Genomic DNA, 25,938 nt, shown 5'->3' with positions numbered 1-25,938 from the left:
ATGGACGTCGGAGTAGACGTCGGCACCACCGTGACCAAGGCGGTCGCGTTCGGCGACGACGGCCGGCCGCTGGCCGAGGCGTCCCGCCCGACCCGCCTGGTCCGGCCGGGGCCCGGCCGGTTCGAGCACGAGACCGCCGAGATCGTTGCCTCGGTCAACGAGGTGGTGAAGGAGCTGGCGGGTGCGGTGGGGGACCGGCCCGGCGTGCTCGCGATCACGGCGCAAGGTGACGGTCTGTGGCTGGTCGATCCGGACGGTACGCCGGTGCGCCCGGCGATCTCCTGGCTGGACGCGCGCAGCAGCGCGATCCTGGACCGGTGGACCGCGGACGGCACCGCGGAACACGTGTTCCGGCGTTCCGGAAACCGCATGTTTCCGGGCGCATCCGGTCCGCTGCTGGCAGCCGTCCGCGACGAAGAGCCTGGCGTCATCGAGCGGTCCGGTACGGCGGCGTACTGCAAGGACGTCGTGATGCAGGCGCTGACCGGCGTCCGGGCGACGGATGTGTCCGACGCGTCGGCGCCTTTCCTCGACCCGAGAACCGGGAACTACGACGACGAAGCACTCGCGGCGACCGGACTGACCGATCTCCGTCACCTGCTGGCACCGGTCGCCGCCGAAGGACCCGTCGGCGAACTGCGCGACGACTCCACCGGAATGCGTCCCGGAACGCGAGTTTCCGCCGGACCGTACGACCTGCCGGCCGCGGCCGCCGGCGCCGGCGTGACCGAGCCTGGCGACGCCCTCCTCACCGTGGGGACGACGTTGGCCTGCCAGGTCGTCACCCGCGACCTCCCCGTCGAGGGCGAGCCCGCGGGCCTCTTCCTCGGCACCTGGACACCCGGCGTCTGGCTGCGCGCGATGCCGGCGATGGTCGGTACGGCAGCCCTTGATCGGGTCCTTGCCCTGGTCGGGGTCGGTACCGACCAGCTCCCCTCACTGCTCGCGGACAGTCCGCCCGGTTCGTCCGGTGTGACGGTGCTGCCGTATCTGTCCGAAGCCGGTGAACGCGCGCCCTTCGTCGACACCCGCGCCCGCGGCACGATCGACGGTGTCTCGTTGTCCACCACGACCGCCGACCTCGTCCGCGCGACCTGTGAAGGCATCGCGTACGCGGCACGCCACTGTCTGGAAGCAGCAGGCTGGACCGGTCGCGTCACGGTCTGCGGCGGCGGAGCCCGCAGCAGCGAATGGACCCAGATCCTCGCCGATGTCCTGAACGCGCCGCTGCACACCGCCGAGGCCGAACAGGTCGCGGCGCGCGGCGCGGTGATCTGCGCTCGTCGCGCCGTCGATCCGGACAGCGCCGGTTCCGGATGGATCGCCGAAACCCGGGAGATCGCCCCGGATCCCGCCCGCGCCGCGTTCTACGCCGAGGGATACGCCCACTATCTGCGCCGCATCGAGGCGGCCCGTCCACGCTGGTCCGATCCCGCACCTCTTCCTTCAGGAGTTCGATGAGAACCGTCAAGACGCTGCTCGCCGGTGACCACTTCGTGCGCAACGACCTGCTCGCCGCTGCGCTCACCACGATCCCCGATGTGGCGTTCGAATTCCGCGAGATCACGTTGCCCTGGCCGCTGACGCCGTACGGGCGGGTGGCCGAGGTGGACGAGGCGAGTGACGCCGAGGAGCAGCTGATCGAGGCGCTGGCCGGCGTCGAGCTCGCGGTCACGCAGATGGGACCGTTCACCGAGCGCGTGCTGGAGGCGGCGCCGGACCTGCGATTCCTGGTGGTGTGCCGGGGCGGCCCGGTCAACGTCAACGTCGCGGCGGCCGCGAAGCGCGGGGTCGCCGTGGCGGCGACGCCGGGCCGCAACGCGGTGGCGGCCGCGGAGCACGCGATCGCGCTGATGATGGGCGCCTTGCGGAAACTTCCGCAGCTGCAGCGCACCCTCGAGCAAGGCGAGTGGCGATCCGACCTCTACGCGTACGACGAGTGCGGCAGCGAGCTCGACGGTTCGACCGTCGGCCTGATCGGGTACGGCGCGATCGGGCAGCGCGTCGCGCGCGTACTGCAGGCCTTCGGCGCGCACGTCCTGGTGTCCGATCCGTACGTCGAGCAGGCGCCCGAAGGGATCCAGCTGGTCGGGCTCGACGAGCTGCTGCAGCGGTCGAACGTCGTCAGCCTGCACGCCCGGCTGACCGATCAGACGCGCGGTATGATCGGCGCGGAACAGATCGCTGCGATGCCTCGGGGCGCCGTACTGGTGAACACCGCGCGCGGCGGCTTGCTCGACTACGACGCGACCGTGGACGCGCTGGAGTCGGGGCACCTGGGCGCCGCGGCGTTCGACGTGTTCCCGGCCGAGCCGCTGCCGGCCGGATCGCGCCTGCTGACCGCGCCGAACGTCGTGATGACCCCCCACCTGGCCGGTGCCACCCGGCAGACCGCCCACCGTGCAGGGTCGATCGCCGCGGAGGCCGTGGCGGCCTTCGTGGCCGGAAAGGATCCCCTCGGACTGGTCTCCGTCTAGGCGGGGAACAGGGCGGACATCATGAAGTTGGCAACCTCCACCACCTGGACCGAGCTGCTTCTGCTGCTGATCGCGTTCGTGCTGTCGATGATCATCGGCATCGAGCGCCAGATCCGGCAGAAGAGCGCCGGCATGCGTACGCACACGCTGGTCGGCACCGGGGCGGCGCTGTTCACCCTGGTGTCCGGGTTCGGTTTCAGCGCCGTCCTCGGCACCGACGTCAATCTCGACCCGTCCCGGATCGCGGCCCAGATCGTGTCCGGCGTCGGCTTCCTCGGCGCCGGGGTGATCTTCACTCGCCGGGACGTGGTCCGCGGCCTGACCACGGCTGCCACCATCTGGATGACCGCGGCGATCGGCATGGCCTGTGGCGCGGGCATGCCGGTGCTCGCCGTCGCCGCGACCTTGCTGCATCTGATCGCGGTCGGCCCGTTCGCCAGGATCGCCCGGTTCCTGCCGTCGCCGGACCGCCGTCGCATCGTCACGGTCCGGTACCACGACGGCGCCGGCGTCCTCCGCGACATCCTTGCGACCGCCACGTCGATGGGCTTCGAGGCCTCGGTCCTCGGGACGGACGTGCATCGCGAGGGCGGCCGTCAGCAGGTGCGAGCCTCCATGCGGTTCACCGGCCGCGCACCGCTGGAGAACCTCGTCATCGCGTTGGACGACCTGGACGGCGTCACCGGTGTCCGCCTGCGCAACGACGACGACGACTGATTCGGGGGTCCGGCGGACCTCCAGGTATGCAGAACCCTGGGTTTCGGGCGGCCGAGACCCCTGGATCGAGGGTTCTGCATACCTGCACGTCCGCCCGCCGCCGTGCCGCTGGCCAAACGCTCTGCAACGATTCTGCGAACTGTTGTGATCTTCGTGAGAAAATCACAGAGATTCTCTATACGTCACCATCATTCGGTGATAATTTCACCCGCATGCCCGCTGAGACGCACCTCGTTGACCTGCGCGAACTCGCTGTTCGCCTGGCCCACACAGCGGGCCACGAGTTGTTGGCCCGACAGCGGAGTCTGTCGATCGACGCGGCCGATGTCGAGACCAAAAGCTCGGCGAGTGATCCGGTCAGCGCGGCCGACCGGGCGTCCGAGAAGCTGATCACCGACGGTCTGACCGCGGCCCGCCCCGGCGACGGCCTGCTCGGTGAGGAAGGCGCTTCGCGCACGTCGTCCACCGGCCTGACCTGGGTCATCGATCCCCTCGACGGCACGGTCAACTACCTGTACGGCCGGCTCGACTGGTGCGTGTCGATCGCCGCCGAGGACGACCACGGCGCGCTCGTCGGCGTGGTGCACCAGCCGCGCACCGGTACGACGTGGTCCGCCGTACGCGGCGACGGCGCCTACCGCGATGACCAGCGACTCGGCGCGCTCCGCCGTACGGAGCTGGCCGCGGCCCTCGTGTCCACGGGCTTCTCCTACCTGCCCGAGCGCCGCGCCGAGCAGGCCGCCATACTGCAGGACCTGCTGCCCGCCGTCCGCGACGTACGCCGCGGAGGATCCGCCGCCCTCGACCTGTGCTCGGTCGCCGACGGTACGGCGGACGCGTACTACGAGCACCTGATCCAGCCCTGGGACGTCGCGGCGGGCGCACTGATCGCGCGCGAAGCCGGCGCGACCGTCGTCCGGGGGCCGGTCTTCCCGCACGGCATCCTGGCCGCCGCCCCCACGGTGGCCGCCCCACTGCAAGAGCTACTCACAAGGAGGTCGGTGTGACAGTCGTAGACCTGCCGGCCCGGACTCATCCGGACGAGAAAACAATTGCTACAGGCAATGATCAGCGGAGGCGCCGGAGGCGGCGCGAGTACGGGCTGTTCGCGTTGCTGGTGGCACCGAACCTGCTGGTGATCGCGGTCTTCGCGTACTGGCCGATCATCTACAACGCGTTCCTCAGCCTGACCGACTGGAACATGATCGCGGCCCGCCCGAAGTTCATCGGGCTGGCCAACTACGGCCGGACGCTGACCGACCCGGCGTTCCACAAGACGCTGTGGATCACGGTCGTGTTCACCGGGCTGATCGTGCTCGGCAGCCTGGTGATCGGGCTCGCCCTGGCGTTCCTGTTCAACCTGCCGCTGAAGGGCCGCGGTGCCGTGCGGACGATCGCGTTCGCACCGCACGTACTGTCCGGCGCGGCCGTCGCGACCATCTGGGCGTTCATGTTCGACCCGGGGTACGGCCTGATCCGGGCGCTGATCGAACCGTTCGGCGCCGAGCCGCCGGACTGGATGAACAGCTCGGACTGGGCACTGCCCGGCCTGGTGATCGTCTACCTGTGGAAGAACATCGGCTTCGCCGCGCTGATCTACCTGGCCGGTCTGCAGAGCCTGCCGAAGGACCTCGACGAGGCGGCCGCCATCGACGGCGCCTCGACCTGGACCCGGTTCACGGCGATCAAGCTGCCGCTGCTGGCGCCGATCACCTTCTTCCTGCTGATCACGACCGTGATCGGCACCTTCCAGGCGTTCGACGTGATCGCAGTGATGACCGGTGGTGGCCCTGGTGATGCCACCAGCACGTTGAGCTGGTCGATCTACAACGAAGGATTCAAGGCGTTCAACGCGGGTCGCGCGGCGACGCTGTCGATCATCATGTTCGTCATTCTGCTGGTGGTCACCGCCGTGCAGGCGCGGGTGATGGAGAGGCGGGTGCACTACCGATGAAGGCACGTGCGATCCAGTACGTCGTACTGATCGGAGTGGCCGCGGTGTTCCTCGGCCCGCTCTACTGGCTGATCTCGACCACGATCAAGACCCCGACCGAGATCTACAGCTGGCCGCCGGTGTGGTGGCCGGACCACCTCAGCTGGGAGAACTTCAAGCTGGCTTGGGAAGCGGCGCCGTTCGACCGGTTCTTCCTGAACTCGACGATCACCACGGTGCTCGGGACGCTGCTGAAGGTGATCAACGCGGTTCTGACCGCGTACGCCTTCGCCTACCTGCGGTTCCCGTTCAAGAAGGTGCTGTTCTTCGGCGTCCTCGGCGCGATGATGGTGCCCGGCCATGTGACCCTGCTGCCGAACTACCTGACGGTGGCCTCGCTCGGCTGGATCAACACCTACGCCGGCCTGATCATCCCCGGCATCGGTTCGGCGTTCGCGACGTTCCTGATGCGCCAGCACTTCCTCACCCTGCCGACCGAGGTGACCGACGCCGCCGCGGTCGACGGCGCGGGACACCTGCGGACGCTGTGGCGGGTCGTGCTGCCGATGTCCCGGCCGATGCTGATCACGGTCGTGGTGATCACTGCGGTCGAGGAATGGAACAGCTTCGTCTGGCCGCTGATCGTCACGAACTCCGCCTCGATGCGAACCCTGCCGATCGGTCTGCTGATCCTGAAGACCGAGGAGGGCGTGGCGAGCTGGGGCACCATCATGGCCGGAACGCTGATGATGCTGGCGCCGATGCTGGTGATCTTCCTGATCGCCCAGCGCTACATCGTCGGCGGTCTCACCCAAGGAGCGTTGAAGGGATGACGATGAAGCGCAGGATCTTCCTTGGCCTGACGGCGGCCGCGTCCCTGGCCGGGTGCGGTTACCGGGCCGTCGACGCGGTGTACTCGCAGCCGGCCGGCTCGGTGCCGAAGAAGTACGGCAACCGGGTGCGGGTGGTGTTCTGGACGTCGTACGGCGGCGCCAACGGCAAGGCGGTCGACAAGCTCGTTGCCAAGTTCAACGATTCGCAGGACGACGTGTTCGTCGAGGTGCAGTTCCAGGGCAGCTACGACGACGTGGCCCAGAAGGTCGCGGCGGCGTTGGTCGCCAAGGAGGCACCGGACCTCGCCATCCTGTCCGATGTGACCTGGGAACGGTTCTTCCTGAACGAGGCGCTCGAGCCGCTGAACTCGTACTTCACCGACGGGTTCGGGCCGGCCGTCTACCAGAAGAAGCTGTTCGGCGAGTACGTCGTGAAAGGGCAGAGCTGGGCGGTACCGTTCGCCCGGAGTACGCCGATCTTCTACTACAACAAGGAAGCCTTCCAGAAGGCCGGCCTGCCCGACCGCGCGCCGCGGACCTGGACCGAGCTGCGGTCCTGGGTGCCGGAGCTGTCCAAGGTACAGGTCAACGGGCGGTCGTTGCGGACGCTGGCCCTCGCCAAGGTCGACGGTGACTGGCAGTTCCAGGGCAACGTCTGGCAGTTCGGCGGCGCCTACTCCAAGGGGCTGGACGTCACCATCGACGAAGGCGGCGCGGTGGCGGCCGGCGAATGGCAGCGCCAGATGGTCCACGAGGAGAAGGCTGCCTACATGGCGCACAGCCCGAGCACGGACTTCGCGAACGGGCTGGTCGCGACGATGCAGGAGTCGACCGGTGGTCTGAAGAAGATGACGACCACCGCGAAGTTCCCGGTCGGGGTGGGCTTCATCCCGTCCGAGGTCGCGTCCGGGATCGCCACCGGTGGCGGCGGGATCGGCATGCTGCGCAACATCAGCACCGAGCGGAAACAGGCCGCGGCCACGTTCCTGCAGTTCCTCGCCCGGCCGGAGAACTCGGCGTTCTGGACCGCGCAGACCGGCTACCTCCCGGTCGTCGACGCGGCCCGCGACCTGCCCGAGCTGAAGAAGCTGATCGCCGACCAGCCGAACTTCGGGGTCGCGATCGACCAGCTCGAGATCGCCCGGCAGCAGGACGCGGTCCGCCTGTACGGCCGCAACGCCAACGTCGAGATCTACACCGGTCTGCAGCAGATCTATTCCGACAACGCGGCACCGAAGAAGGTGTTCAAGGACGTCGCGCGTCGGCTCGAGGCGATCGGGGAAGAAGTCCAGCGGCTCTACGAGGAGAAGGTTCTGTGATCATCACCGGCCACCGGGGCGCACTCGGGACCGAACCGGAGAACACCCTGCGCTCGTTCCGGCGGGCGGTCGCGGACGGGTGCGACGAGATCGAGCTCGACCTGCGGGTGACCGCGGACGGCGAGCTCGTGATCATGCACGACGCCACCGTCGACCGCACCACGTCCGGAACGGGCGAGGTGAGCTCGCTGACGCTCGCCGAGGTCCGTGCACTCGACGCCGGCCTCGGTGAGCAGGTCCCGACGTGGGCCGAGACGGTGGCCGCGATCGACGTTCGCTTCCAGGCGGAGGTCAAGGCCGAGGCCGCCGTACCGCTGCTCGCACAGTCGCTGAAGTCGGACCCCGCGCTGGCCGAGCGGACGCTGGTCACGTCGTTCCACCCGGAGATCCTGCTCGCGGTACGGGAGGCGTTTCCGGAGGCGATCACCGGCCACATCTTCGGCCGTACGCCGCAGATCGCCGAGGTCATCCGCCGTACCCGGGCCGCCGAGGCGAGCTGGGCGCTGTGCGGCATCGCCGGCCTGACCGCGTCCGGGGTCGCCGAACTGCACGCCGCCAACCTCTCGGCCACCGCCTGGCCGGTCCCCGACGCCCAAACCCTCGCCGAAGCCACCGCCCTGGGCGTCGACGGCATCACCACCGACAACCCCCACCTCCTGTCCGCCGCCTAACACCCACGCCGCGACGGGGCACGCGGCGCCGGTGACGCACTTTGTGCACCAGATCCGTACATCGACGGGCTCTTCCTACGGATCCGGTGCACAAAGTGCTGAAGAGGGGCCTGCGTGACGAGTGGAGATCCGTTCGCGCGCGCTCGTGGGCGTGACGCGGCCCACATGTTTCAACGTCTGAATATGTTCTTCCATGGAACATAAATGTGTGATTCGCTAGGGCGCATGGGAATCAGCATCGGTGTGGTTGGGGCCGGCCAGTTCGCGCCTTCGTTCTTGCGGCTGTGGTCCGCGCACCCGGACGTGTCCGACGTGCGCCTGACCGACATCCGCCCCGAGCGGACGGCCGAGCTCGCCGCGAAGTACGGCGTCAGCGTGACGCCGGCGTCGTTCGAGGAGATGCTCGAGTCGGACGTCGACGCGGTCGCGATCTTCACGCAGCGCTGGCTGCACGGCGAGATGGCGATCAAGGCGCTCGAGGCCGGCAAGCACGTGTACTCGACGGTGCCGATGGCGATCGAGGCGGACCAGATCGCCCGCATCATCGAACTGGTCAAGGAAACCGGGCTCACCTACATGATGGGGGAGACCAGCTACTACTACCCGTCCTCGGTGTACTGCCGGCAGAAGCTCGCCGAAGGCGCGTTCGGCCGGGTGTTCTACAGCGAGGGCGACTACGTCCACGACATGGACCTCGGGTTCTACGCGGCGTACCAGTACTCCGGCGGTGACGACTGGAAGAAGACCGCGTCGTTCCCGCCGCTGCTCTACCCGACGCATGCCGTCGGCAACGTTCTGTCGGTGACCGGGCAGTACGCCACCCATGTGTCGGCGATCGGCGTCAAGGACGACCGCGGCGACGGGGTGTTCGACAAGGAGATCAGCCAGTTCGACAACGACTTCTCGAACGCGACGGCGCTGTTCAAGCTCGCCGACGGCGGCATCATGCGTACCAACGAGATGCGCCGCGTCGGGTACCCGTCGCACATCCGTGAGTCGCGGCTGCGCGTGTTCGGGACCGAGGGCAGCTTCGAGCAGTTGGCCACAACGACGCTGTGGCAGAACAAGGAGGGCGTCGAGGACGTCAGCCACCTGATGGAGACCAAGCCGACCGGCGACGACGCCGACCTGGCGAACGTCGACCCGGCGCTGCAGGCCGCGTTCCGCTCCGGATTGTCCCCGGTGCACGACCGCTCGCGGCTCCCGCAGGAGTTCGACGGCCTGCACAACGGCCACGAGGGTTCGCACCACTTCCTCGCCGACGACTTCGTTCGCGCAGTCGCCGACAAGACCCTTCCGCCGATCAATGCCTGGGTCTCGGCCCGCTACACCCTCCCCGGCATCATCGCCCACCAGTCCGCCCTCCAAGGCGGCGTCCAACTGGAAATCCCCGACCACGGCGACGCCCCCGCGTAACCCGGCAGGTGCACCTCCAGCACTGCAGAACCCGGCGAGAGAGCGCTTTCAAGGCTCTCGAAGCCGGGTTCTGCATACCTGCAGGTCCGCGACCCCTCGCTCGGTAGTATCCGGTATGGATCTGTTTGCGGGTGTTTCCGTCAGTGACTACGAGACCGCGGCGGCCTGGTACGAGAAGTTGTTCGGCGGGCCGCCCAGCTTCCTGCCGAACGACATCGAGGCCGTCTGGGAGCTGGGCGAACACCAGTTCCTTTACATCGAGGTCGTGCCGGAACACGCCGGCCACGCGCAGCACACGCTGTTCGTCGAGGACTTCGAAGCGACGCTTGCCGCGATCGCCGAGCGTGGCATCGAGCCGGCGGTCCGGGAGACGTACGAGAACGGTGTCCGCCACGCGACGTTCTTCGACCCTGACGGCAACGAGGTCTCGTACGGCGGCGCGCCGCTGGAGTGACCGTCAACCGCGAACGGCGATCCGGTCCAGCTCCGACCACTCCAGCACCCGTACGGCCACCGTCGTCCGCCCTTCGAGCGATGCCCGCAGCAGTCGATGCACCCCGTCGAGGATGGTGATCCGCCCGGAAGGACGCCGTACGACGTCGATCGGATGCCGCAGGTCGGCACGCAGAGTCCGCGCATACTGCTCCCGGTAAACCGACGGCGCCGCGGCAACGTCCCGTGGGGTCAGCTGAAACGGCTGCCCCTCGAACGCCCAGAACGGCAACTCGAGGGCGTGCAGCAACTCCAGATCCCACTGGAAATCGAGGATGTACTCCTGCAACGCACCAGGTACGGCGAGCGGAAACGGCAGTCGCGTCATTCGTAGATGCGCCGCAGCCGAACCGTCATCGAGTTCTCGATGTGCTGCGTCATCGCGGCCTGGGCAGCGCCCGGATCGCCGGACGTGATCGCCTCGACCAGCGCGTGGTGTTCGGTCAGCACCTCCGGACCGATGTCGCGGTCGTAGTGCAACCGGAAGATGTGCAGATGGCAGTGCGTCCGCTCGAACGCGAGCCGCACCTGCTCGCTCCCCGACAACGACGCGATCAGCGAGTGGAACCGGTTGTCGTGCGCGGTCAACGACTTGTACCCCGCGTAGTCGACCGACGTCGGCTCGACCGCGTTGGCCAACTCGGCGCGCAGCCGCTCGCGGCCGGTGTCGTCGATGAGTTCGGCCGCTCGCCGGGCCGCCCACGGCTCGAGCAGCAGCCGGAAGCGGTACAGGTCGTCGAACTCCTCCAGCGTCAGCAGCGGCGTCGCGCGGTACCCCTTCAGCGGCTCCTTGACCGCCAGCCCCTCGGACTCCAGCCGCGCGAGTGCCTCCCGGACCGGCGTCGACGACACCTGGAACTCGCGCGCCAGCCCGTCGATCGAGATTCGCGCGCCCGGCCGGATGACGTGGTCCATGAGCATCGTCTTGATGGCCTCGTAGACGTCGTCGGCGAGCATCTGCCGGCGCAGCAGTCGCCGGTCCACCGGTGCCACGGACTCGCTCATCTGGTGTCTCCGCATCTGGTCGCGGTCTTGACCCCACCCATCAGGTTTCGGCAGGGTAACACTGGTAATCATGCATCATGCACGATTCAGCCTGATTCAAGCTACGGGAAGGCGCCAATGGTGAGGTTCGAAGAGGTCGGCGTACTGCCCGAGCCCGGCGACAACGTCGCGATCGCCTCGCGCCGGCTGGACGCCGGAATCGAGATCGAGCTGGACGGTACGACGATCACGCTGCCGCACACGGTCATGGAGGGCCACCGCTTCGTGGTCACTCCGGTCGCGACCGGTGCCGCGCTGACCTCGTGGAACACCCCGTTCGCGCGCGCCTCGCGGGATCTGGTGCCCGGCGACTACGTCTGTACGCCGACCAGCCTCGCGGCGGTGACCGCCCGCGGTGTCGAGGGTCTGCCGGCCGAGCCGAGCGCGACCAACGAGCCGCTCGATCCGTACGAGCTGGACGAGTCCGCGCTGCACTTCGGCGCCCAGGTGACCAGCGTCGAGCAGCCCGGGACGTTCCTCGGCTATCCCCGCGAGCAGGGCCCGGCCGGTACACGGAACCACGTCGTCCTGCTCGCGACGAGTTCACGCAGCAGCGGGTTCGTGACCGAGTTGGCCCGCCGGTTCGAAGGTGCGGCCGCAGGCGACGGCGTCGTACCGGTCGCGCACACCGAGGGTGGCGAGGACGAGGTCCCGAACAACCTGCACTTCCTGCTCGCCACGCTGGCCGGCTTCACCCTGAACCCGAACGTCGGCGCCGTGCTGATCGTCGACATCGAAGGCGACGTCGTCTCGGGTCAGGCGATCAAGAACTTCATGACCGAGCGCGGCTACCCGTCGATCAAGGTGCCGCACGCGTACTTCACTCGCGAGGGCGCCTTCGAGCACGACCTGCAGGCCGCGGCCGAGCTGGTCGAGCCCTGGCTGCCGATCGTCGACGCGCAGCAGCGCGAGGAGGTCCCGCTCGCGGACCTGCGGATCGCGCTGCAGTGCGGCGGTTCTGACGCGTTTTCCGGAATTTCCGCCAACCCGCTCGCCGGGCTGGTCGGCGCCGAGGTGATCCGGCACGGCGGTACGGCGGTGCTCGCGGAAACCGACGAACTGATCGGCGCCGAGCCGTACGTGCTGAAGAACGTCCGCGACCTCGCGACGGCGAAACGTTTTCTCGCCACCATCAAGTCGTTCAAGGAACGCGTCGGCTGGCACGGTCACACCGCCGAAGGCAACCCGTCCGGCGGCAACGTGTACCGCGGGCTGTACAACATCGTGCTGAAGTCGATCGGCGCCGCGCGGAAACTGCCGCGCGAGGTCCGGCTGGATCACGTCATCGACTACGGCGAACCGCTGCCCGGCACCGGCTACGTCTTCATGGACAGCCCGGGCAACGACCTGGAGTCGGTGGCCGGCCAGATCGGCAGCGGCTGCAACCTGATCTTCTTCACCACCGGAAACGGCTCGATCACCAATTTCCCGTTCGTTCCGACGCTGAAGTTCGTCACCACCAGCGCCCGGTACCAGCGGCTGCAGGCCGAGATGGACGTCGACGCCGGCAAGTACCTGACCGGGACGCCGATGGCGGACCTGACCGCGGAAACCTTCGAGCTGACCGTTCGCGTCGCGTCGGGGGAGCAGAGCGCGGGCGAACGCGCCGGCCACAGCCAGGTGTCGATCTGGCGGAACTGGAAGCAGACCGGCCCGCGCGAAGGCATCTCGATCACCACCGACGGCCGGATGAGCCGCGCGCTCGCCGAACTGCCTGTCGAGGACCGTGACGCACCCCTGGACGGACTGCCGCACCGCGGAAACACCTCGGACGGACGCACCCTCACCCAACTGCTCGAGGTCGACGGTCGCAACGTTCCCGAAGCAGTTGGCCTGATCCTGCCGACCAGCCTGTGCTCCGGCCAGATCGCACTGCGCATCGCCGCTCAGGCCGACGCCGAGAAGTGGGCCGGCGACGCGGTCACCCGGATGGTCGCGCTGCCGCACACCGAGGGCTGCGGAAGCAGCGGTGGCGCCTCCGAGGAAACGTTCGCCCGCATCATGCTCGGCTACCTGCTGCACCCGAACACCCGGCTGGCGCTGCTGCTCGAGCACGGCTGCGAGAAGACGCACAACGACTACTTCCGGTCCCGGCTCGTCGAGGCCGGCGCGGACCCGTCCCGCTTCGGCTGGGCGAGCATCCAGGCCGACGGCGGTCTCGATGCCGTCGGCAACAAGGTCCGCGACTGGTTCGGCAGCTTCGACCTGCCCGCACCGGCCCACACCGAAGGCGACCTCGGCGCACTCACGGTCGCCCTGGAGGCTCGCGGTCCGCTCACCGACGAGACCGCGGAAGCGCTCGCCCTGATCGGCGAGGAGATCGTCGGATCCGGCGGTTCCGTTGTCCTGTCGTCGCGGGGCGCACTGCTCGCGAACAACGTTTTCCGTACGGCGGCCTTCGGGTCGACCGACCAGGTCGGAGCGACGGTCGCGCACGGTCAGCGACTCGCGGAACCGGGCTGGCACGTGATGCGGATGCCCGGCACCGACTGGATGGAAACCGCGACCGGCTTCGGCGCGACAGGTGTCCAGCAGATCCTCGCCCACGTCGCGGGCGGCACGCTGTCGGCGCAGCGATTCGTACCGGTCGTCGAGTTCAGCAGTGACCCGTCGACGGTCGCGACGTACGGCGACGACCTGGACGCGGTCGCGACCGGGCCTGCGGCCGAGCAGGCCCGGACCGGGCTCGAGACGATCGCCGCCGTCGCCTCCCGCCGACTCGTCCCGAAGGCGGTTGCCTCGGGCAACGTCGGTTTCCAGATCACCCGTGGTTTGCTCGGAACGTCGATGTGAAAGGCCTGCCCATGCACCTGGTCCGTTACGTCTCCCCGGTCGACGGTCGCCCGACCCCTGGTGTGCGCACCGGGGACACGGTGGCGCCGCTGCAGGGCGTGAACTCGTTCGCCGAACTGCTCCGGCTGCCGCTCGGCGACCTGCAGGCGGAGGTGGACAAGACCGGCGACGAGGTGCCGGCCGACGGTTTGACGTTCCTCCCGCCGATCGACAACCGCGGCGAGGTGTGGTGCGCCGGCGTGACGTACGAACGCTCCCGCGGCGCCCGGATGGAGGAGAGCACCGAGCAGTCCGTCTACGACAAGGTCTACACCGCCGACCGGCCCGAACTGTTCCAGAAGGCGCCGGCCTGGCGCGTCGTCGTGGACGGCGAACCGGTCGGGATCCGCTCCGACTCCGGGCACGACGTACCCGAGCCTGAGCTGGCCGTGGTCGCAAACAGCCATGGCGAAATCGTCGGGTTCACCGTCTGCAACGACATGAGCTCACGCTCGATCGAAGGCGTGAATCCGCTGTACGTCCCGCAGGCGAAGCTGTTCGCGGGCGGTTGTGCGCTCGCGAGCGGGATCCGCCCCGCCTGGGAGGTCGCGGACCCGAAGGCACTCACGATCGACCTGGTGATCCGTCGCGGCGACGACGAGGTGTTCACCGGTACGACGTCCACCGCCAAGCTGGTGCGCGACCTCCAGGACCTCATCGACGTACTGTTCCTGCCGAACGACTTCCCCGACGGCGTGATCCTCGCGACCGGGACCGGCATCGTGCCGGAGCTGGACTTCGCGCTGGCCGAGGGGGACGTCATCACGATCACCATCGACGAGGTCGGCACGCTGACCAACACCGTGGCCACCGGCCGGGAGCCGTTCCGGTACCTGGCCACCGACAACCTGGAGGGAAAGCGATGACCCAGGACACCACGCCCGCCGAGCTCGAGCAGGCCCTGGCGGCGGCGACCGCCGCGGCGCCCGCGTTCGGTGCGGCGGAACCCGCGGTCCGGGCCGGCTGGATCCGCGCCGTCGCGGACGCGCTGGACGCGGCAGCCGGTGACCTGGTGCCGATCGCGATGCGTGAGACCTCGCTGCCTGAAGCCCGGCTGACCGGTGAGGTCGCGCGCAGTACCGGCCAGCTGCGGATGTTCGCCGACGTGCTCGAGGAGGGCTCGCTGCTCGAGGTCATCATCGACACCGCCGACCCGCAGGCCAAACCGGTTCCGCGGCCGGACCTCCGGCGCGTGCTGGTGCCGCTCGGACCCGTCCTGGTGTTCGCCGCCAGCAACTTCCCGTTCGCGTTCAGCGTCTGCGGCGGCGACACGGCGTCCGCGCTCGCGGCCGGTTGCCCGGTCATCGTCAAGGCGCACCCGGGGCACCCGGAGCTGTCCGTGCGGACCGCGGAAGTGATGATCGAGGCGCTGCGAGCCGCCGGAGCACCGGAGGGAACGTTCGGCCTGATTTCCGGTTTCGACGTCGGCGTGACCGCGCTGAAGGATCCGCGGATCACCGCCGCCGGCTTCACCGGTTCGGTCCCGGCCGGCAAGGCGCTGCACGAGATCGCGGTCACCCGGCCGGAGCCGATCCCGTTCTACGGCGAGCTCGGCAGCCTGAACCCGGTGTTCGTCACCCAGGCCGCGGTCGATGCCCGAGGCAAGGACATCGCGACCGGGTACGTCGGCTCGTTCACGCTCGGCGTCGGCCAGTTCTGCACCAAGCCCGGCCTGCTGTTCCTCCCGGCCGGGCACGGACTGCAGGAGCAGCTGTCCGACGCGGTCGGCGGTGTCGCGGAGGCGGCCATGCTGAACGACCGGATCAAGGAGGGCTTCAGCTCCGGCCTCGACCGGCTGCAGAAGGTCGACGGGATCCGCGTCTGGGCGTCCGCCGGCGCCACCCTGCTGCAGACCACGGTGCCGGAACTGCTGGCGCGTCGGGACGAGATTCTCGAGGAGTGCTTCGGCCCGGTGTCGATCGTCGTCGAGTACGGCTCGCTCGACGAACTGCGGGCGGCGATCGAGTCGTTCGACGGGAACCTGACCGCGACCCTGCACGCGGAGGACTCCGAGGCCGAGCTGGCCAAGGAACTGCTCCCGCTGCTGACCGACCGCGCCGGTCGCGTGCTGTGGAACGGCTGGCCGACCGGTGTCGCCGTGTCGTGGGCCCAGCACCACGGCGGGCCGTTCCCGTCGACGGTGGGCTCGATCCACACCAGCGTCGGCGTGACGGCGGCCCGGCGGTTCCAGCGCCCGGTCGCGTACCAGGACACCCCGGACGCCGTACTGCCCGACGTACTGAAGGACTCGAACCCGGCCGGGATCAGCCGCCGGGTGAACGGAACCGTGACGACAGGTGAGGTGTCGCGATGACAGATGTCCCTCCGACCAACGACCCGGGCGAGGGCAACGTTCTGCCCGGTGAAGAGGCCCCGGCGTCGACCGGCCGGCGAAGCTTCGACCACTGGTTCGGCGAGCACGGCCGCAACGGGTTCATCCACCGGTCCTGGATGAAGTCGCAGGGCTTCTCCGAGGAGGCCTTCGACGGCCGCCCGGTGATCGGGATCTGCAACACCTGGTCCGAGCTCACCCCGTGCAACGCGCACCTGCGCCGGCTGGCCGAATCGGTCAAGCGCGGTGTCTGGCAGGCCGGCGGGTTCCCGCTGGAATTCCCGGTCATGTCGCTCGGCGAGACGCTGCTGCGGCCGACCGCGATGCTGTTCCGCAACCTGCTCAGCATGGACGTCGAGGAGTCGTTGCGCGGCAACCCGATCGACGGTGTCGTGCTGCTGACCGGCTGCGACAAGACCACGCCGGGCTCGATCATGGGTGCGGCCAGCGTCGACCTGCCGACGATCGTCGTCACCGGCGGTCCTATGTTGAACGGTAAATTCCGCGGCTGCGACATCGGCTCCGGTACGGCGGTCTGGCGCTTCACGCAGGACCTCAACGCCGGCCGGATGTCCGCCGAGGACTTCGCCGCCGCCGAGGCCGGCCAGTCACGAAGCAACGGCCACTGCATGACGATGGGCACCGCGTCGACGATGGCCTGCATGGCCGAGGCGCTCGGCCTGCAGCTGACCGGCTCCGCGGCGATCCCGGCCGTCGACTCCCGCCGGTACGTGATCGCGCAGAAGTCCGGCCGGCGGATCGTCGAGATGGTCCAGGAAGACCTGAAGATCAGCGACGTCCTGACCCGTGACGCCTTCGCCAACGCGGTTCGCGCGAACGCCGCGATCGGTGGCTCGACCAACTTTGTCATCCACCTGCTCGCGATCGCCGGCCGGGTCGGCGTGGACGTCAGCCTCGACGACATCGACGAGTGGGCGCGTGGCGTCCCGTGGCTCGTCGACCTGCAGCCGTCCGGCAAGTACCTGATGGAGGACTTCTACTACGCCGGCGGCCTGCCCGCGGTGATGAAGGAGATCCTGCCGCTGCTCAAGACCGAGGCGATCACGGTCACCGGCAAAACGATCGGCGAGAACGTCGCGAACGCCGAGCGGATCGAGTCGGTGTACCCGGGCGCCGCGCCCGGCAGCGAGACGTACGCCGTGATTCGCCCGGTCAGCGACCCGCTCGGCAGTGGCGCGGGAACCGCCGTACTGAAGGGGAATCTGGCTCCGGACGGCGCGGTCATCAAGCAGTCCGCGGCGTCGGAGCGACTGTCGCGGCACCGCGGCAAGGCGCTGGTGTTCAGCAGCATCGAGGAGTACGACAAGGCGGTCGAGGACCCGGACCTGGACGTCGACGAAGACACCGTTCTCGTCCTCCAGAACGCCGGCCCGCGTGGGTACCCGGGGATGCCCGAGGTCGGCAACATGACCATCCCGCGCAAGCTCGCCGAGATCGGCGTCGACGACATGGTGCGGATCTCGGACGCGCGGATGAGCGGTACGGCGTACGGCACCGTCGTCCTGCACGTGTCGCCGGAAGCCGCCGTGGGTGGGCCGTTGGCGCTGGTGCGGACCGGTGACTGGATCGAGCTCGACGTACCGGCCCGCCGGCTGCACCTCGACGTCTCCGAGGAGGAGTTGGACAAGCGCCGTGCGGACTGGCAGCCTCCGACGCCGCCGACGGACCGCGGTTGGGCCCGCCTGTACGTCGACCACGTCACCCAGGCGAACCAGGGCTGCGACCTCGACTTCCTGGTCGGTCGGACCGGCTCCGCCGTCGGCCGCCAGAGCCACTGATGAGCTGGGGACCGTTCGAAGCCGTACGCGGGCTGCGGCCGGCGGGAGTGCTGCCGCAGGTGACGCCGATTCGGCGGATCCTGACGGAGCTGCCGACGTCGGCCGACCCGTACGGCGAGGCGCGGGCGGCGCTCGAGTCGTTGCGATCCCGGGTGCAGCCGGGCGCCCGGATCGCGGTCACCGCGGGCAGCCGTGGGATCCACGACCTGGTGCCGGTGGTGAAGGCGGCTGTGGACTGGTTACGTGATGTGGGCGCGGCGCCGTTCGTGATCCCGGCGATGGGATCGCACGGCGGGGCGACTGCCGAGGGCCAGCGAGAGATGCTGGCCGGCCTCGGCATCACACCGGAGTCCGTTGGGTGCGCCATCGAGGCGACGATGGAGACGGTCGTGGTCGGCGTGCTCGACGACGGCACCGAGGTGCATCACGACGCGATCGCTGCCAAGGCCGACGGTGTGCTGCTGGTGAACCGGGTGAAGCCGCACACCGATTTCCGCGGCCCGATCGAGAGCGGGATCGCGAAGATCCTCGCGATCGGGCTCGGGAACCACCTCGGCGCGGCCTCGCTGCACGCCGGCGGTATCCCGTCGCTTGGCGCCAACATCGAAGCCGCCGCGCGGATGGTGGTTGCGCAGGGCAAGATCCTCGGCGGGTTGGCGATCCTGGAGAACGCCCACGAGCAGACCGCGTCGATCGAGTTCCTGGCGTCCGACGGCATCGCTGCGGAGGCCGAGAAGGCTTTGCTGCAAAGGGCATCGAGCCTGCTTGGGCGGCTGCCGTTCGAGGAGCTCGACGTGCTGGTCGTCGACGAGCTCGGCAAGGACAAGTCCGGTGCCGGGATGGACACGAACGTGATCGGGCGGTGCTGGGTGCACGGCATTCCGGAGTTCGAGTCGCCGTCGATCGCCGCGATCAGCGTGCACTCGTTGTCTCCGGCGTCGCACGGCAACGCGTCCGGTCTCGGTCTGGCGGACGTGATCCCGGCCCGGCTGCTCGAGCAGGTCGATTTCCGCGCGAGTTATGTGAACGCGTTGACGTCGGGCGCGGGTGGTGCGCGGCGCTCGCGGCTGCCGATGGTGATGGAGGACGACGAGGCGGCGGTGCTGGCAGCGGTGACGATGTGCGGCCGTCGGCATTGGTCGGAGCTGCGGCTCGCCCGGATCCGCGACACCCTGTCCCCGAACGAACTGATGGTGACCCCGGCCCTGCTGACCGAGGCGGCCGAACGATTCGACCTGGAGATCACCGGTACGGCGCGCGACCTGACGTCGGCCGGACGACTCGGACCTTGGAGCGAGACATGAACCTTCGCGAAGCACGTGCGCTGCTCGCCGACCGCGGTTTCCGGCCCGGGGACGCGTCGAGTAGAACGTTTTCCGACGGCCCGCCGTACAAGGTGGAGATCCCGTCCTGCGAGGGACCGCGGGTGATGACCGCGGTCCTGGACGAGGCCAAGGAACGCGGTGTCACGATCCACCGGGTCTCGCAGGGCAGCGGCGTGATGATGCTGACCGACGCCGAGATCGAGGAGATGGTGTCGCTCGGCGCCGCTGCGGGCGTCGAGGTGTGCCTGTTCCTCGGGCCGCGCGGCGCGTGGGACATCGGCGGTCAGGCGAAGGTCTCGGCCGCGGTCGGTGGTGTTGCGCGAGGCAACGAGCAGGTGGCGGCGTCGTTGTGCGACGCTTTCCGTGCGGTGGATCTCGGCGTACGGAGTCTGCTCGTCGGCGACATCGGCGTACTCGAACTGCTGGGTGCCTTGAAGGCGGACGGATCGTTGCCGTCCGATCTGGTGCTGAAGACGTCGGTGCTGATGCCGTTGCCCAATGCGCCGACCGCGCAGCTGTACGAACGGCTCGGCGCGACCAGCCTGAACGTGTCGACGGACCTGCCAGTGCCCGTGCTCGCCGAAATTCGGTCGGTGACAACGGTGCCGATCGACATGTACATCGAGGTTCCGGACGACCAGGGTGGTCATGTCCGCTTCTACGACGTACCGGAGATCGTCCGCGTCGCGGCGCCTGTCTACTTGAAGATGGGGTTGCGGAACGCGCCGAACATCTATCCGGTCGGTGCGCATCTGTCCGGTACGGCGGAGGCGTTGGGACGGGAGCGGGTGCGTCGGGCCGAGCTGATTCTGCGGTTGCTCAACGATGCGGGATGAGTTCGTCGACCGGCTGCGGTCGGTGCTCGGCGAGGTGGTCGACGATCCGGAAATTCTGGAAAGTTTCCGAAACGATCACGCGACCTTCTGTACCGCAGGCGTCCCCCGGGTGCTGGTCCGGCCGACGAGCACGGCTGAGGTCCAGGAGGTTCTGAAAGTCGCATCCGAGTTCCGGGTGCCCGTCGTGACGCAGGGCGCCCGGACCGGGTTGTCCGGTGCCGCGAACGCGATCGACGGCTGCCTGTTGCTGTCGACGTCCCGGATGGCGCGCATCCTCGAGGTGTCGGCCGAGGACCAGGTGGCCGTCGTCCAGCCGGGGGTGGTGAACGCGGAGCTGTCGCGTGCCGTCCTCGAGCAGGGGCTGTTCTATCCGCCGGACCCCTCGTCGTGGGAGATGTCCACGATCGGCGGGAACATCGCGACGAACGCGGGCGGGTTGTGCTGCGTGAAGTACGGCGTGACGTCGGATTTCATCCGCGGTCTGGAGGTGGTGCTGGCGTCCGGCGAGGTGGTGCGCACCGGCCGGCGGGCCGCCAAGGGCGTGGCCGGGTACGACCTGACGCGGCTGATCGTGGGCTCCGAGGGCACGCTGGGTGTGGTGACCGAGGCGACGCTCGCGCTGCGGCCCGCGCCGGAGGCAGCGTTGACCGCAGCGGCGACTTTCCGGTCGATCGAGGACGGAATCGCCGCGGCGGCCGCGATCATGGCGTCCGGTTTGCGGCCGTCGCTGCTGGAGTTTCTGGACCAGCCGACGGTGCGAGCGATTCAGGACTACCGGGACATGGGGCTTCCCGCGGAGGCCGGGTCGATGCTGATGGCGCAGTCCGACCGTGGGGCGCGGGCGGCCGATGACGTCGCGCGGATCGCGGAGATCTGCGCCGCGCACGATGCCATCGACGTTGCGGAAGCGTCCGACGCGGAGGAGTCCCGGATGCTGCTCGAGGCGCGGCGGTTGGTCAACGCCTCCCTGGAGCCGCTCGGTACGACGCTTGTCGACGACGTCTCCGTGCCGCGCTCGCAGCTCGTCACGTTGTTGCGTGGGATTGCCGAGATCAGCGCGAAGTACGACGTACTGATCTGCTGCCCCGGGCATGTGGGTGACGGAAACATGCATCCGACTGTCGTGTTCGACCGCAACGACGCTGCCGCCGAGGCGCGGGCGTTGGCGGCGTTCGGCGCGGTGATGGAGCTCGGTCTCCGGCTGGGTGGCACGATCACCGGCGAGCACGGGATCGGCACGCTGAAAGCGCGCTGGCTGGAGACCGAACTCGGTCCGGTGGGGCTCGACCTGCATCGGCGGATCAAGGCCGCCTTCGACCCGTTGAATCTGCTCAACCCTGGGAAGGTGCTGCTGTGATCGATCCGTCCGCTGTGCGTCCGTCCGCACGGCAGCTGGCCTGGCAGCGGCAGGAGCTGACCGCGTTCGTGCACTTCGGGCCGAATACGTTCACCGACCTGGAGTGGGGGACCGGCCTGGAGGATCCGGCCGTGTTCGCGCCGACGGACCTGGACTGCTCGCAGTGGGTCGACACATTGGTGTCGGCCGGATTCAAGAGTGTGATCCTGACCGCCAAGCATCACGACGGCTTCTGCCTGTGGCCGAGCAAGTACCTCTCGCACAGCGTTGGCGCCTCCTACGGTCGCGACGTGGTCGCCGAGCTGTCCGCGGCTTGTCGGGACGGCGGGCTCGGGTTCGGCGTGTATCTCTCGCCGGCCGATCTGTACCAGGAGAAGGCGCCCGGCGGGTACTACGGAAACGGTAGTACAGCGGTTTCCTCGCGGATCGGCGACTTCACGTATGTGGTCGACGACTACAACCGCTTCTATCTGCAGCAGTTGCACGAGCTGCTCACGTCGTACGGCCCGATCGCCGAGGTCTGGCTGGACGGCGCGAATCCGACCAGCAGCGCGCAGACCTACGCCTACGATGCCTGGTTCGACCTGATCCGGCGGCTCGCCCCCGACGCGACGATCGCGATCGGAGGACCCGATGTGCGATGGGTCGGCAACGAGGACGGATTCGCGCGCGAGACCGAGTGGAGCGTCGTACCGTTCGCTCAGGGTGAGATGGTGGCGGCGCAGACAGCCCCTGCTGTCGCCGGTCCTGCCGAGCTCGCCCAGGCCGACGAGCTGCGGTGGTACCCGGCCGAGGTCGACGTGTCGATCCGCCCCGGGTGGTTCTACCACGCGTCCGAGGACTCCGCGGTGAAGTCGTTGCCTGAGCTCCTGGACATCTATCGCAAGTCGGTCGGCCGGAACGCCGTACTGCTGCTGAACATCCCACCGGACCGGCGCGGGCAGTTTGCCGCACCTGATGTTGAGGCGCTCCAGGCGTTCGGTGCCGCGGTACGTGACTACTACGAGACAGCCGTACCGTTGCCTGGTGCAATCAATGTGATCTCCTTGCGGGAGGACATCGCGGCCGGACAGCAGGTCGAGTCCTTCGCTGTCGACGCACTGATCGACGGCACCTGGACCGAGCTGGCTCAGGGCACCACCATCGGCCACCGTCGCCTGCTCGCTCTCGACACACCGATCACGCCGGCCGACGTCCGCTTCCGGATCCTTTCGGCCCGCGCCGCCTGCCGGGTAACCCTCTCCGTCCACTACGACCCCACCATTGCCTGAGCCAGCCTGCACGGGATGTGCACCAGAGGGCTGCTGTGCCATCTCGACAGGAGGTGTACCGGCGAGACGCTTTGCACACCCTTGCTGGCACGCTCAGGTGCCCCGGCGTCCGCCGGACACGTCCTGTCGAGATGACACGCTCGAGCCTGCGCGCCATCTCGGCGTCAGGCTTACTCCTGGACCTCGACCACGCGCACCCAGTCGGCGCACTCAGCCTCGCACCACACGTGATCACCCTGCCGGGCGATCCGGTCGCGCTGCACATGCCCGCAGGCGAGCAGCACACGTCGCATCGAGTGCCCTTGCCGGACCGGAGCACCGGTCCTGCCCCGTGGCACTCGCTTCCTGTTCCTGAGGTCGGCCATGGCCGGTCCTCCTCTCACTCGAATTGCTGTTTCCTGGCGTGCAGAAGGCAGGATTCGAACCTGCTAGGCCCGTAGGCAACGGGTTTACAGCCCGCCCCGCCCCTCCAACGACGGCGCTCCTGCTCGGTGGTGCAACCGTGTATCGCCGTACCGTTGCGACCCTTCGGCGTACGGCGGTCCTCAGAAGTACCGCCGTACCGACGCGCGGTACCGGCGATACGTGTCACCGAATCTCCCTTCCAGCCGCCGCTCCTCCGTCAGGACCTCGAGATGCATCCGCACCCCGGCCAACGGCACGGTCGCCACGATCCACGCCGACCCCGCTGCGAGCCCTGTCCCGAGATGGATCAGCGACCAGCCGACGTACATCGGATTCCGGCTCCACGCATACGGCCCGCCTGAGATGAGCCGATCAGCCCTCTCGAGCTCGGCGTCGCCGGCCGCAGCCGTAGCCCAAACCACAACCACCACCCCGGCCGCAACCACTCCCCACCCAACAGCCCGCCGCCGCATGCGCCACGGCCGCACCCGCCCGAGCACAAGCCCAACCACGATGCCGGCCAAACTCGCCTCCGGCACCGGCACGTTCCGCCACCTGACCACCCTCCAGGTGTACGCCCCGAGCGGTGAACGTGGCAGGGTGGCCGGTCTCTCCCGGCCACCCAGCGGTGAGAGTGAGATTCGAACTCACGGGCCGACATGCCAGCCGACCGACGGTTTAGCAAACCGCTGCCCCTACCAACAGGCGGATCCCACCAGAGCCTCTGCCGCGTCCCCTGCGCGCGACAGAAGCCCGAACCACACCGGCGACGCACTTACCCCTTGACGCAGATGACCTGCTTCAGGTGGGCGACAACCTCGACCAGGTCGGACTGAGCCGCGATGACCGAGTCGATGTCCTTGTACGCTGCGGGGATCTCGTCGATCACCCCGGCGTCCTTACGGGACTCGACCCCGGCCGTCTGAGCGACCAGGTCGTCGACCGTGTAGCGGCGCTTCGCCTCGTTGCGGCTCATCCGCCGGCCTGCCCCGTGCGAGGCCGAGTAGAACGAACGCTCCGAGCCGAGCCCGCGCACGACGTACGAACCGGTGCCCATCGACCCTGGGATCAGCCCGAGGTCCCCACGCCCGGCCCGGATCGCGCCCTTGCGGGTGACGAGCAGGTCGAGTCCGTCGATGTGCTCCTCCGCCACGTAGTTGTGGTGGCAGGAGATCGGCTGCTCGAACCGTACGTCGATCTCGAACGACTCCCGCACCGCCTGCATCACCAGCGCGAGCATCACGGCCCGGTTCCGCGCGGCGTACTCCTGCGCCCAGGTCAGGTCCCGGCGGTACGCGTCCATCTCCGGCGTACCCGCGAGGAACACGGCCAGATCGCGGTCCGGGAGATCCGCATTGTGCGGCAGGTCCCGCGCGATCCGCATGTGCCGCTCGGCCAGTTCCTTGCCGATGTTGCGGCTGCCGGAGTGCAGCATCAGCCACACGCGGTCCTCGTCGTCGAGGCACACCTCGATGAAGTGGTTGCCGCCGCCCAGCGAACCCATCTGCTGCTTCGCCTTCCGCTCCCGGTCCTGCACTCCGTCGTGCAGGCTCGTGAACGAACCCCACAGCCGGTCCCACGGACGCGGATCCAGCCCGAGCCGACGTATCCCGACCGGGTCATCGTGCGCCCGGAACCCCACCGGCACCGCGGCTTCGATCCGCGAACGGATCGCCGACAGGTCGTCCGGCAGGTCCGCGGCCGTCAGTGACGTCAGCACACCTTCCATCCCGCACCCGATGTCGACGCCGACCGCGGCCGGCGACACAGCCTGGTCCATCGCGATCACCGAACCGACGGTCGCGCCCTTGCCCAGGTGCACGTCCGGCATCACTCGAACCCCGTGCACCCACGGCAGCGCCGCGATGTTCCGCAGCTGCTGCAGCGCCTTGGCGTCGACGTCGTACTCGTGCGCCCACATGAGCGTGGAGCTCTTCGCCCCGCTCAGCCGCACCGGAAGCTCCACGTTCATCTCCCCACCATCCTCGATCGTGTTCATGCGGCAGAGCAGGGTCTCGAACCCTGACGCCCCGTTGAGGGACAGACCGTTTTCGAGACGGCTGCCGTTAGGCCGAAACTCGGCTTACTCTGCCAGGCCGCCGCGACCGCGACGGACAGCTGCCAGGGCAGGGCTCGAACCTGCGAGACCTCGGGTCAGAACCGAGGGTGGGACACCGTCGCCCACCTGGCACCGCGCTCGTCGGCGGCACCGGTGGTGTCGCGTCAGAGCGCTATCTCGGCACGGGAAGGAATCCACGGCTGCCACAACAGCGGCATGCCGGCCTCTTCCGGGGTGCGCGAGCCCTTCTTCTCGTTGCATTCCGCGTGCGCGGCGACGGCGTTCAGCCACTCGCCGCGTCCACCGCGTGATCGTGGCACCACGTGGTCCATCGTGGTGGCGCCGGGCTTGCCGCAGTACGCGCAGACGTACTTGTCCCGCTTCAGGACACCGGCCCGCGTGTACTGCAGGCGGCCGGCGGCGTACCGCCACTTCATCACGACGTACCGGACGAGCCGCAGGACGCGGGGGAGCGGGAACGGTCCGATGCGGGCGTCGTCGTGTGCTTCCTCGACGACAGCCACCTCCCGGACGAGCATCCGGATGGCGTGCGGGATCGACACGACGTGCAGCTGCTCGTACGAGGCGTTCAGGACGATCACACCGCTCATGTGGTTCCTCCTCCCTTCCAGTGTGCCCGACCGCTGGTCAGCGGGTCGGGGAAAACGGTGTCGGTACGTGCGATACGTGCGGCCCCAGGGATTCGAACCCTGAACCTCCTGGTCCTAAGCCTCGATCCACCGATCGGCTTGGCGTGATGCGCTGATTCCGGTTTGGCGTGGTGCTGGGCCGGGTGGGCGTGGTGGGGTGTCCCGCCTCG

24 protein-coding genes and 4 tRNA genes are annotated in these 25,938 nt (G+C 68.7%); 18 read left to right on the top strand and 10 right to left on the bottom strand.

Annotated features, from left to right (window positions below; genetic code table 11):
* From AB0B82_RS28620 to AB0B82_RS28575, 10 genes are all read left to right on the top strand, one after another.
* Complete coding sequence (locus AB0B82_RS28620; protein WP_360175146.1) at positions 1-1,461, top strand: FGGY-family carbohydrate kinase; 1,461 nt, start codon at positions 1-3, stop codon at positions 1,459-1,461.
* Positions 1,458-2,477 carry a 2-hydroxyacid dehydrogenase gene (locus tag AB0B82_RS28615; protein WP_360175143.1) on the top strand — a complete coding sequence of 340 codons (1,020 nt, stop codon included), beginning with the start codon at positions 1,458-1,460 and terminating at the stop codon, positions 2,475-2,477. The genes AB0B82_RS28620 and AB0B82_RS28615 overlap by 4 nt, the downstream gene beginning before the upstream one ends.
* 21 nt (positions 2,478-2,498) lie before the next feature.
* Positions 2,499-3,194, top strand: a complete 696-nt coding sequence (locus AB0B82_RS28610; RefSeq protein WP_360175140.1) for an MgtC/SapB family protein — start codon at positions 2,499-2,501, stop codon at positions 3,192-3,194.
* 212 nt (positions 3,195-3,406) lie between these two features.
* The gene (locus AB0B82_RS28605; RefSeq protein ID WP_360175137.1) at positions 3,407-4,201 is read left to right on the top strand and encodes an inositol monophosphatase family protein; all 795 of its coding nucleotides are present in this window, start codon (positions 3,407-3,409) and stop codon (positions 4,199-4,201) included.
* Positions 4,198-5,148, top strand: a complete 951-nt coding sequence (locus AB0B82_RS28600; RefSeq protein ID WP_360175134.1) for a sugar ABC transporter permease — start codon at positions 4,198-4,200, stop codon at positions 5,146-5,148. Before AB0B82_RS28605 ends, AB0B82_RS28600 begins: the two co-directional genes overlap by 4 nt.
* Positions 5,145-5,960 carry a carbohydrate ABC transporter permease gene (locus AB0B82_RS28595; RefSeq protein WP_360175131.1) on the top strand — a complete coding sequence of 272 codons (816 nt, stop codon included), beginning with the start codon at positions 5,145-5,147 and terminating at the stop codon, positions 5,958-5,960. The genes AB0B82_RS28600 and AB0B82_RS28595 overlap by 4 nt, the downstream gene beginning before the upstream one ends.
* A gap of 2 nt (positions 5,961-5,962) precedes the next feature.
* Positions 5,963-7,279 carry an ABC transporter substrate-binding protein gene (locus tag AB0B82_RS28590; RefSeq protein WP_360175128.1) on the top strand — a complete coding sequence of 439 codons (1,317 nt, stop codon included), beginning with the start codon at positions 5,963-5,965 and terminating at the stop codon, positions 7,277-7,279.
* On the top strand, positions 7,276-7,950 hold the full coding sequence (locus tag AB0B82_RS28585; RefSeq protein WP_360175125.1) for a glycerophosphodiester phosphodiesterase family protein: 675 nt from the start codon (positions 7,276-7,278) through the stop codon (positions 7,948-7,950). The genes AB0B82_RS28590 and AB0B82_RS28585 overlap by 4 nt, the downstream gene beginning before the upstream one ends.
* Positions 7,951-8,175: 225 nt before the next feature.
* Positions 8,176-9,366 (top strand): Gfo/Idh/MocA family oxidoreductase, encoded by a 1,191-nt coding sequence (locus AB0B82_RS28580; RefSeq protein WP_360175122.1) that lies wholly within the window; start codon positions 8,176-8,178, stop codon positions 9,364-9,366.
* A gap of 115 nt (positions 9,367-9,481) precedes the next feature.
* Positions 9,482-9,820: a VOC family protein gene (locus tag AB0B82_RS28575; RefSeq protein ID WP_360175119.1), complete on the top strand. Its 339-nt coding sequence runs from the start codon at positions 9,482-9,484 to the stop codon at positions 9,818-9,820.
* Positions 9,821-9,823: 3 nt separating this feature from the next.
* On the opposite strand, the gene AB0B82_RS28570 is transcribed toward AB0B82_RS28575, so the two are convergent.
* A complete protein-coding gene (locus tag AB0B82_RS28570; RefSeq protein ID WP_360175116.1) occupies positions 9,824-10,186 on the bottom strand; it encodes a ParB N-terminal domain-containing protein in 363 nt (120 codons plus the stop codon).
* Complete coding sequence (locus tag AB0B82_RS28565; RefSeq protein WP_360175113.1) at positions 10,183-10,863, bottom strand: GntR family transcriptional regulator; 681 nt, start codon at positions 10,861-10,863, stop codon at positions 10,183-10,185. Before AB0B82_RS28565 ends, AB0B82_RS28570 begins: the two co-directional genes overlap by 4 nt.
* A 117-nt stretch (positions 10,864-10,980) precedes the next feature.
* Here AB0B82_RS28565 and AB0B82_RS28560 point away from each other — a divergent pair, with 117 nt between their 5' ends.
* Genes AB0B82_RS28560 through AB0B82_RS28525 form a run of 8 tightly spaced genes read left to right on the top strand, consistent with a single transcriptional unit; the run spans position 10,981 to position 22,654 of the window.
* Positions 10,981-13,695 (top strand): UxaA family hydrolase, encoded by a 2,715-nt coding sequence (locus AB0B82_RS28560; protein WP_360175110.1) that lies wholly within the window; start codon positions 10,981-10,983, stop codon positions 13,693-13,695.
* A gap of 11 nt (positions 13,696-13,706) precedes the next feature.
* A complete protein-coding gene (locus AB0B82_RS28555; RefSeq protein WP_360175107.1) occupies positions 13,707-14,600 on the top strand; it encodes a fumarylacetoacetate hydrolase family protein in 894 nt (297 codons plus the stop codon).
* Complete coding sequence (locus AB0B82_RS28550) at positions 14,597-16,048, top strand: aldehyde dehydrogenase (NADP(+)) (RefSeq protein ID WP_360175104.1); 1,452 nt, start codon at positions 14,597-14,599, stop codon at positions 16,046-16,048. Before AB0B82_RS28555 ends, AB0B82_RS28550 begins: the two co-directional genes overlap by 4 nt.
* Positions 16,045-17,865 (top strand): IlvD/Edd family dehydratase, encoded by a 1,821-nt coding sequence (locus tag AB0B82_RS28545; protein WP_360175101.1) that lies wholly within the window; start codon positions 16,045-16,047, stop codon positions 17,863-17,865. Before AB0B82_RS28550 ends, AB0B82_RS28545 begins: the two co-directional genes overlap by 4 nt.
* Positions 17,865-19,169: a DUF2088 domain-containing protein gene (locus AB0B82_RS28540; protein ID WP_360175098.1), complete on the top strand. Its 1,305-nt coding sequence runs from the start codon at positions 17,865-17,867 to the stop codon at positions 19,167-19,169. The genes AB0B82_RS28545 and AB0B82_RS28540 overlap by 1 nt, the downstream gene beginning before the upstream one ends.
* Positions 19,166-20,026 carry a hypothetical protein gene (locus AB0B82_RS28535; RefSeq protein ID WP_360175095.1) on the top strand — a complete coding sequence of 287 codons (861 nt, stop codon included), beginning with the start codon at positions 19,166-19,168 and terminating at the stop codon, positions 20,024-20,026. Before AB0B82_RS28540 ends, AB0B82_RS28535 begins: the two co-directional genes overlap by 4 nt.
* Entirely contained in the window at positions 20,016-21,383 is a 1,368-nt protein-coding gene (locus tag AB0B82_RS28530; protein ID WP_360175092.1) for an FAD-linked oxidase C-terminal domain-containing protein, read from the top strand. Before AB0B82_RS28535 ends, AB0B82_RS28530 begins: the two co-directional genes overlap by 11 nt.
* Entirely contained in the window at positions 21,380-22,654 is a 1,275-nt protein-coding gene (locus tag AB0B82_RS28525) for an alpha-L-fucosidase (protein WP_360175089.1), read from the top strand. The genes AB0B82_RS28530 and AB0B82_RS28525 overlap by 4 nt, the downstream gene beginning before the upstream one ends.
* 170 nt (positions 22,655-22,824) lie before the next feature.
* Here AB0B82_RS28525 and AB0B82_RS28520 read toward each other — a convergent pair whose 3' ends face one another.
* The 8 genes from AB0B82_RS28520 to AB0B82_RS28485 form a co-directional block, all read right to left on the bottom strand.
* Positions 22,825-22,947, bottom strand: coding sequence for a hypothetical protein (locus tag AB0B82_RS28520; protein WP_360175087.1), 123 nt, complete (start codon positions 22,945-22,947; stop codon positions 22,825-22,827).
* A 111-nt stretch (positions 22,948-23,058) separates the two neighbouring features.
* A tRNA-Tyr gene (locus AB0B82_RS28515) sits at positions 23,059-23,142 on the bottom strand.
* A 57-nt stretch (positions 23,143-23,199) separates the two neighbouring features.
* Positions 23,200-23,532, bottom strand: coding sequence for an isoprenylcysteine carboxylmethyltransferase family protein (locus AB0B82_RS28510; protein ID WP_360175173.1), 333 nt, complete (start codon positions 23,530-23,532; stop codon positions 23,200-23,202).
* A gap of 153 nt (positions 23,533-23,685) precedes the next feature.
* A tRNA-Ser gene (locus tag AB0B82_RS28505) sits at positions 23,686-23,776 on the bottom strand.
* A 58-nt stretch (positions 23,777-23,834) separates the two neighbouring features.
* On the bottom strand, positions 23,835-24,980 hold the full coding sequence (locus tag AB0B82_RS28500) for an RtcB family protein (RefSeq protein ID WP_360175170.1): 1,146 nt from the start codon (positions 24,978-24,980) through the stop codon (positions 23,835-23,837).
* 79 nt (positions 24,981-25,059) lie between these two features.
* Positions 25,060-25,152 (bottom strand) — tRNA-Ser (locus AB0B82_RS28495).
* A gap of 25 nt (positions 25,153-25,177) precedes the next feature.
* A tRNA-Gln gene (locus tag AB0B82_RS28490) sits at positions 25,178-25,250 on the bottom strand.
* 32 nt (positions 25,251-25,282) lie between these two features.
* Complete coding sequence (locus AB0B82_RS28485; RefSeq protein ID WP_360175084.1) at positions 25,283-25,729, bottom strand: HNH endonuclease; 447 nt, start codon at positions 25,727-25,729, stop codon at positions 25,283-25,285.
* Between the last annotated feature and the right edge of the window lie 209 nt (positions 25,730-25,938).

Source organism: Kribbella sp. NPDC048915, assembly GCF_040649595.1.
Lineage (GTDB): Bacteria > Actinomycetota > Actinomycetes > Propionibacteriales > Kribbellaceae > Kribbella.
The sequence above is the reverse complement of the archived record's forward strand: the minus strand, read 5'-3'. Positions and strand labels throughout refer to the sequence as shown.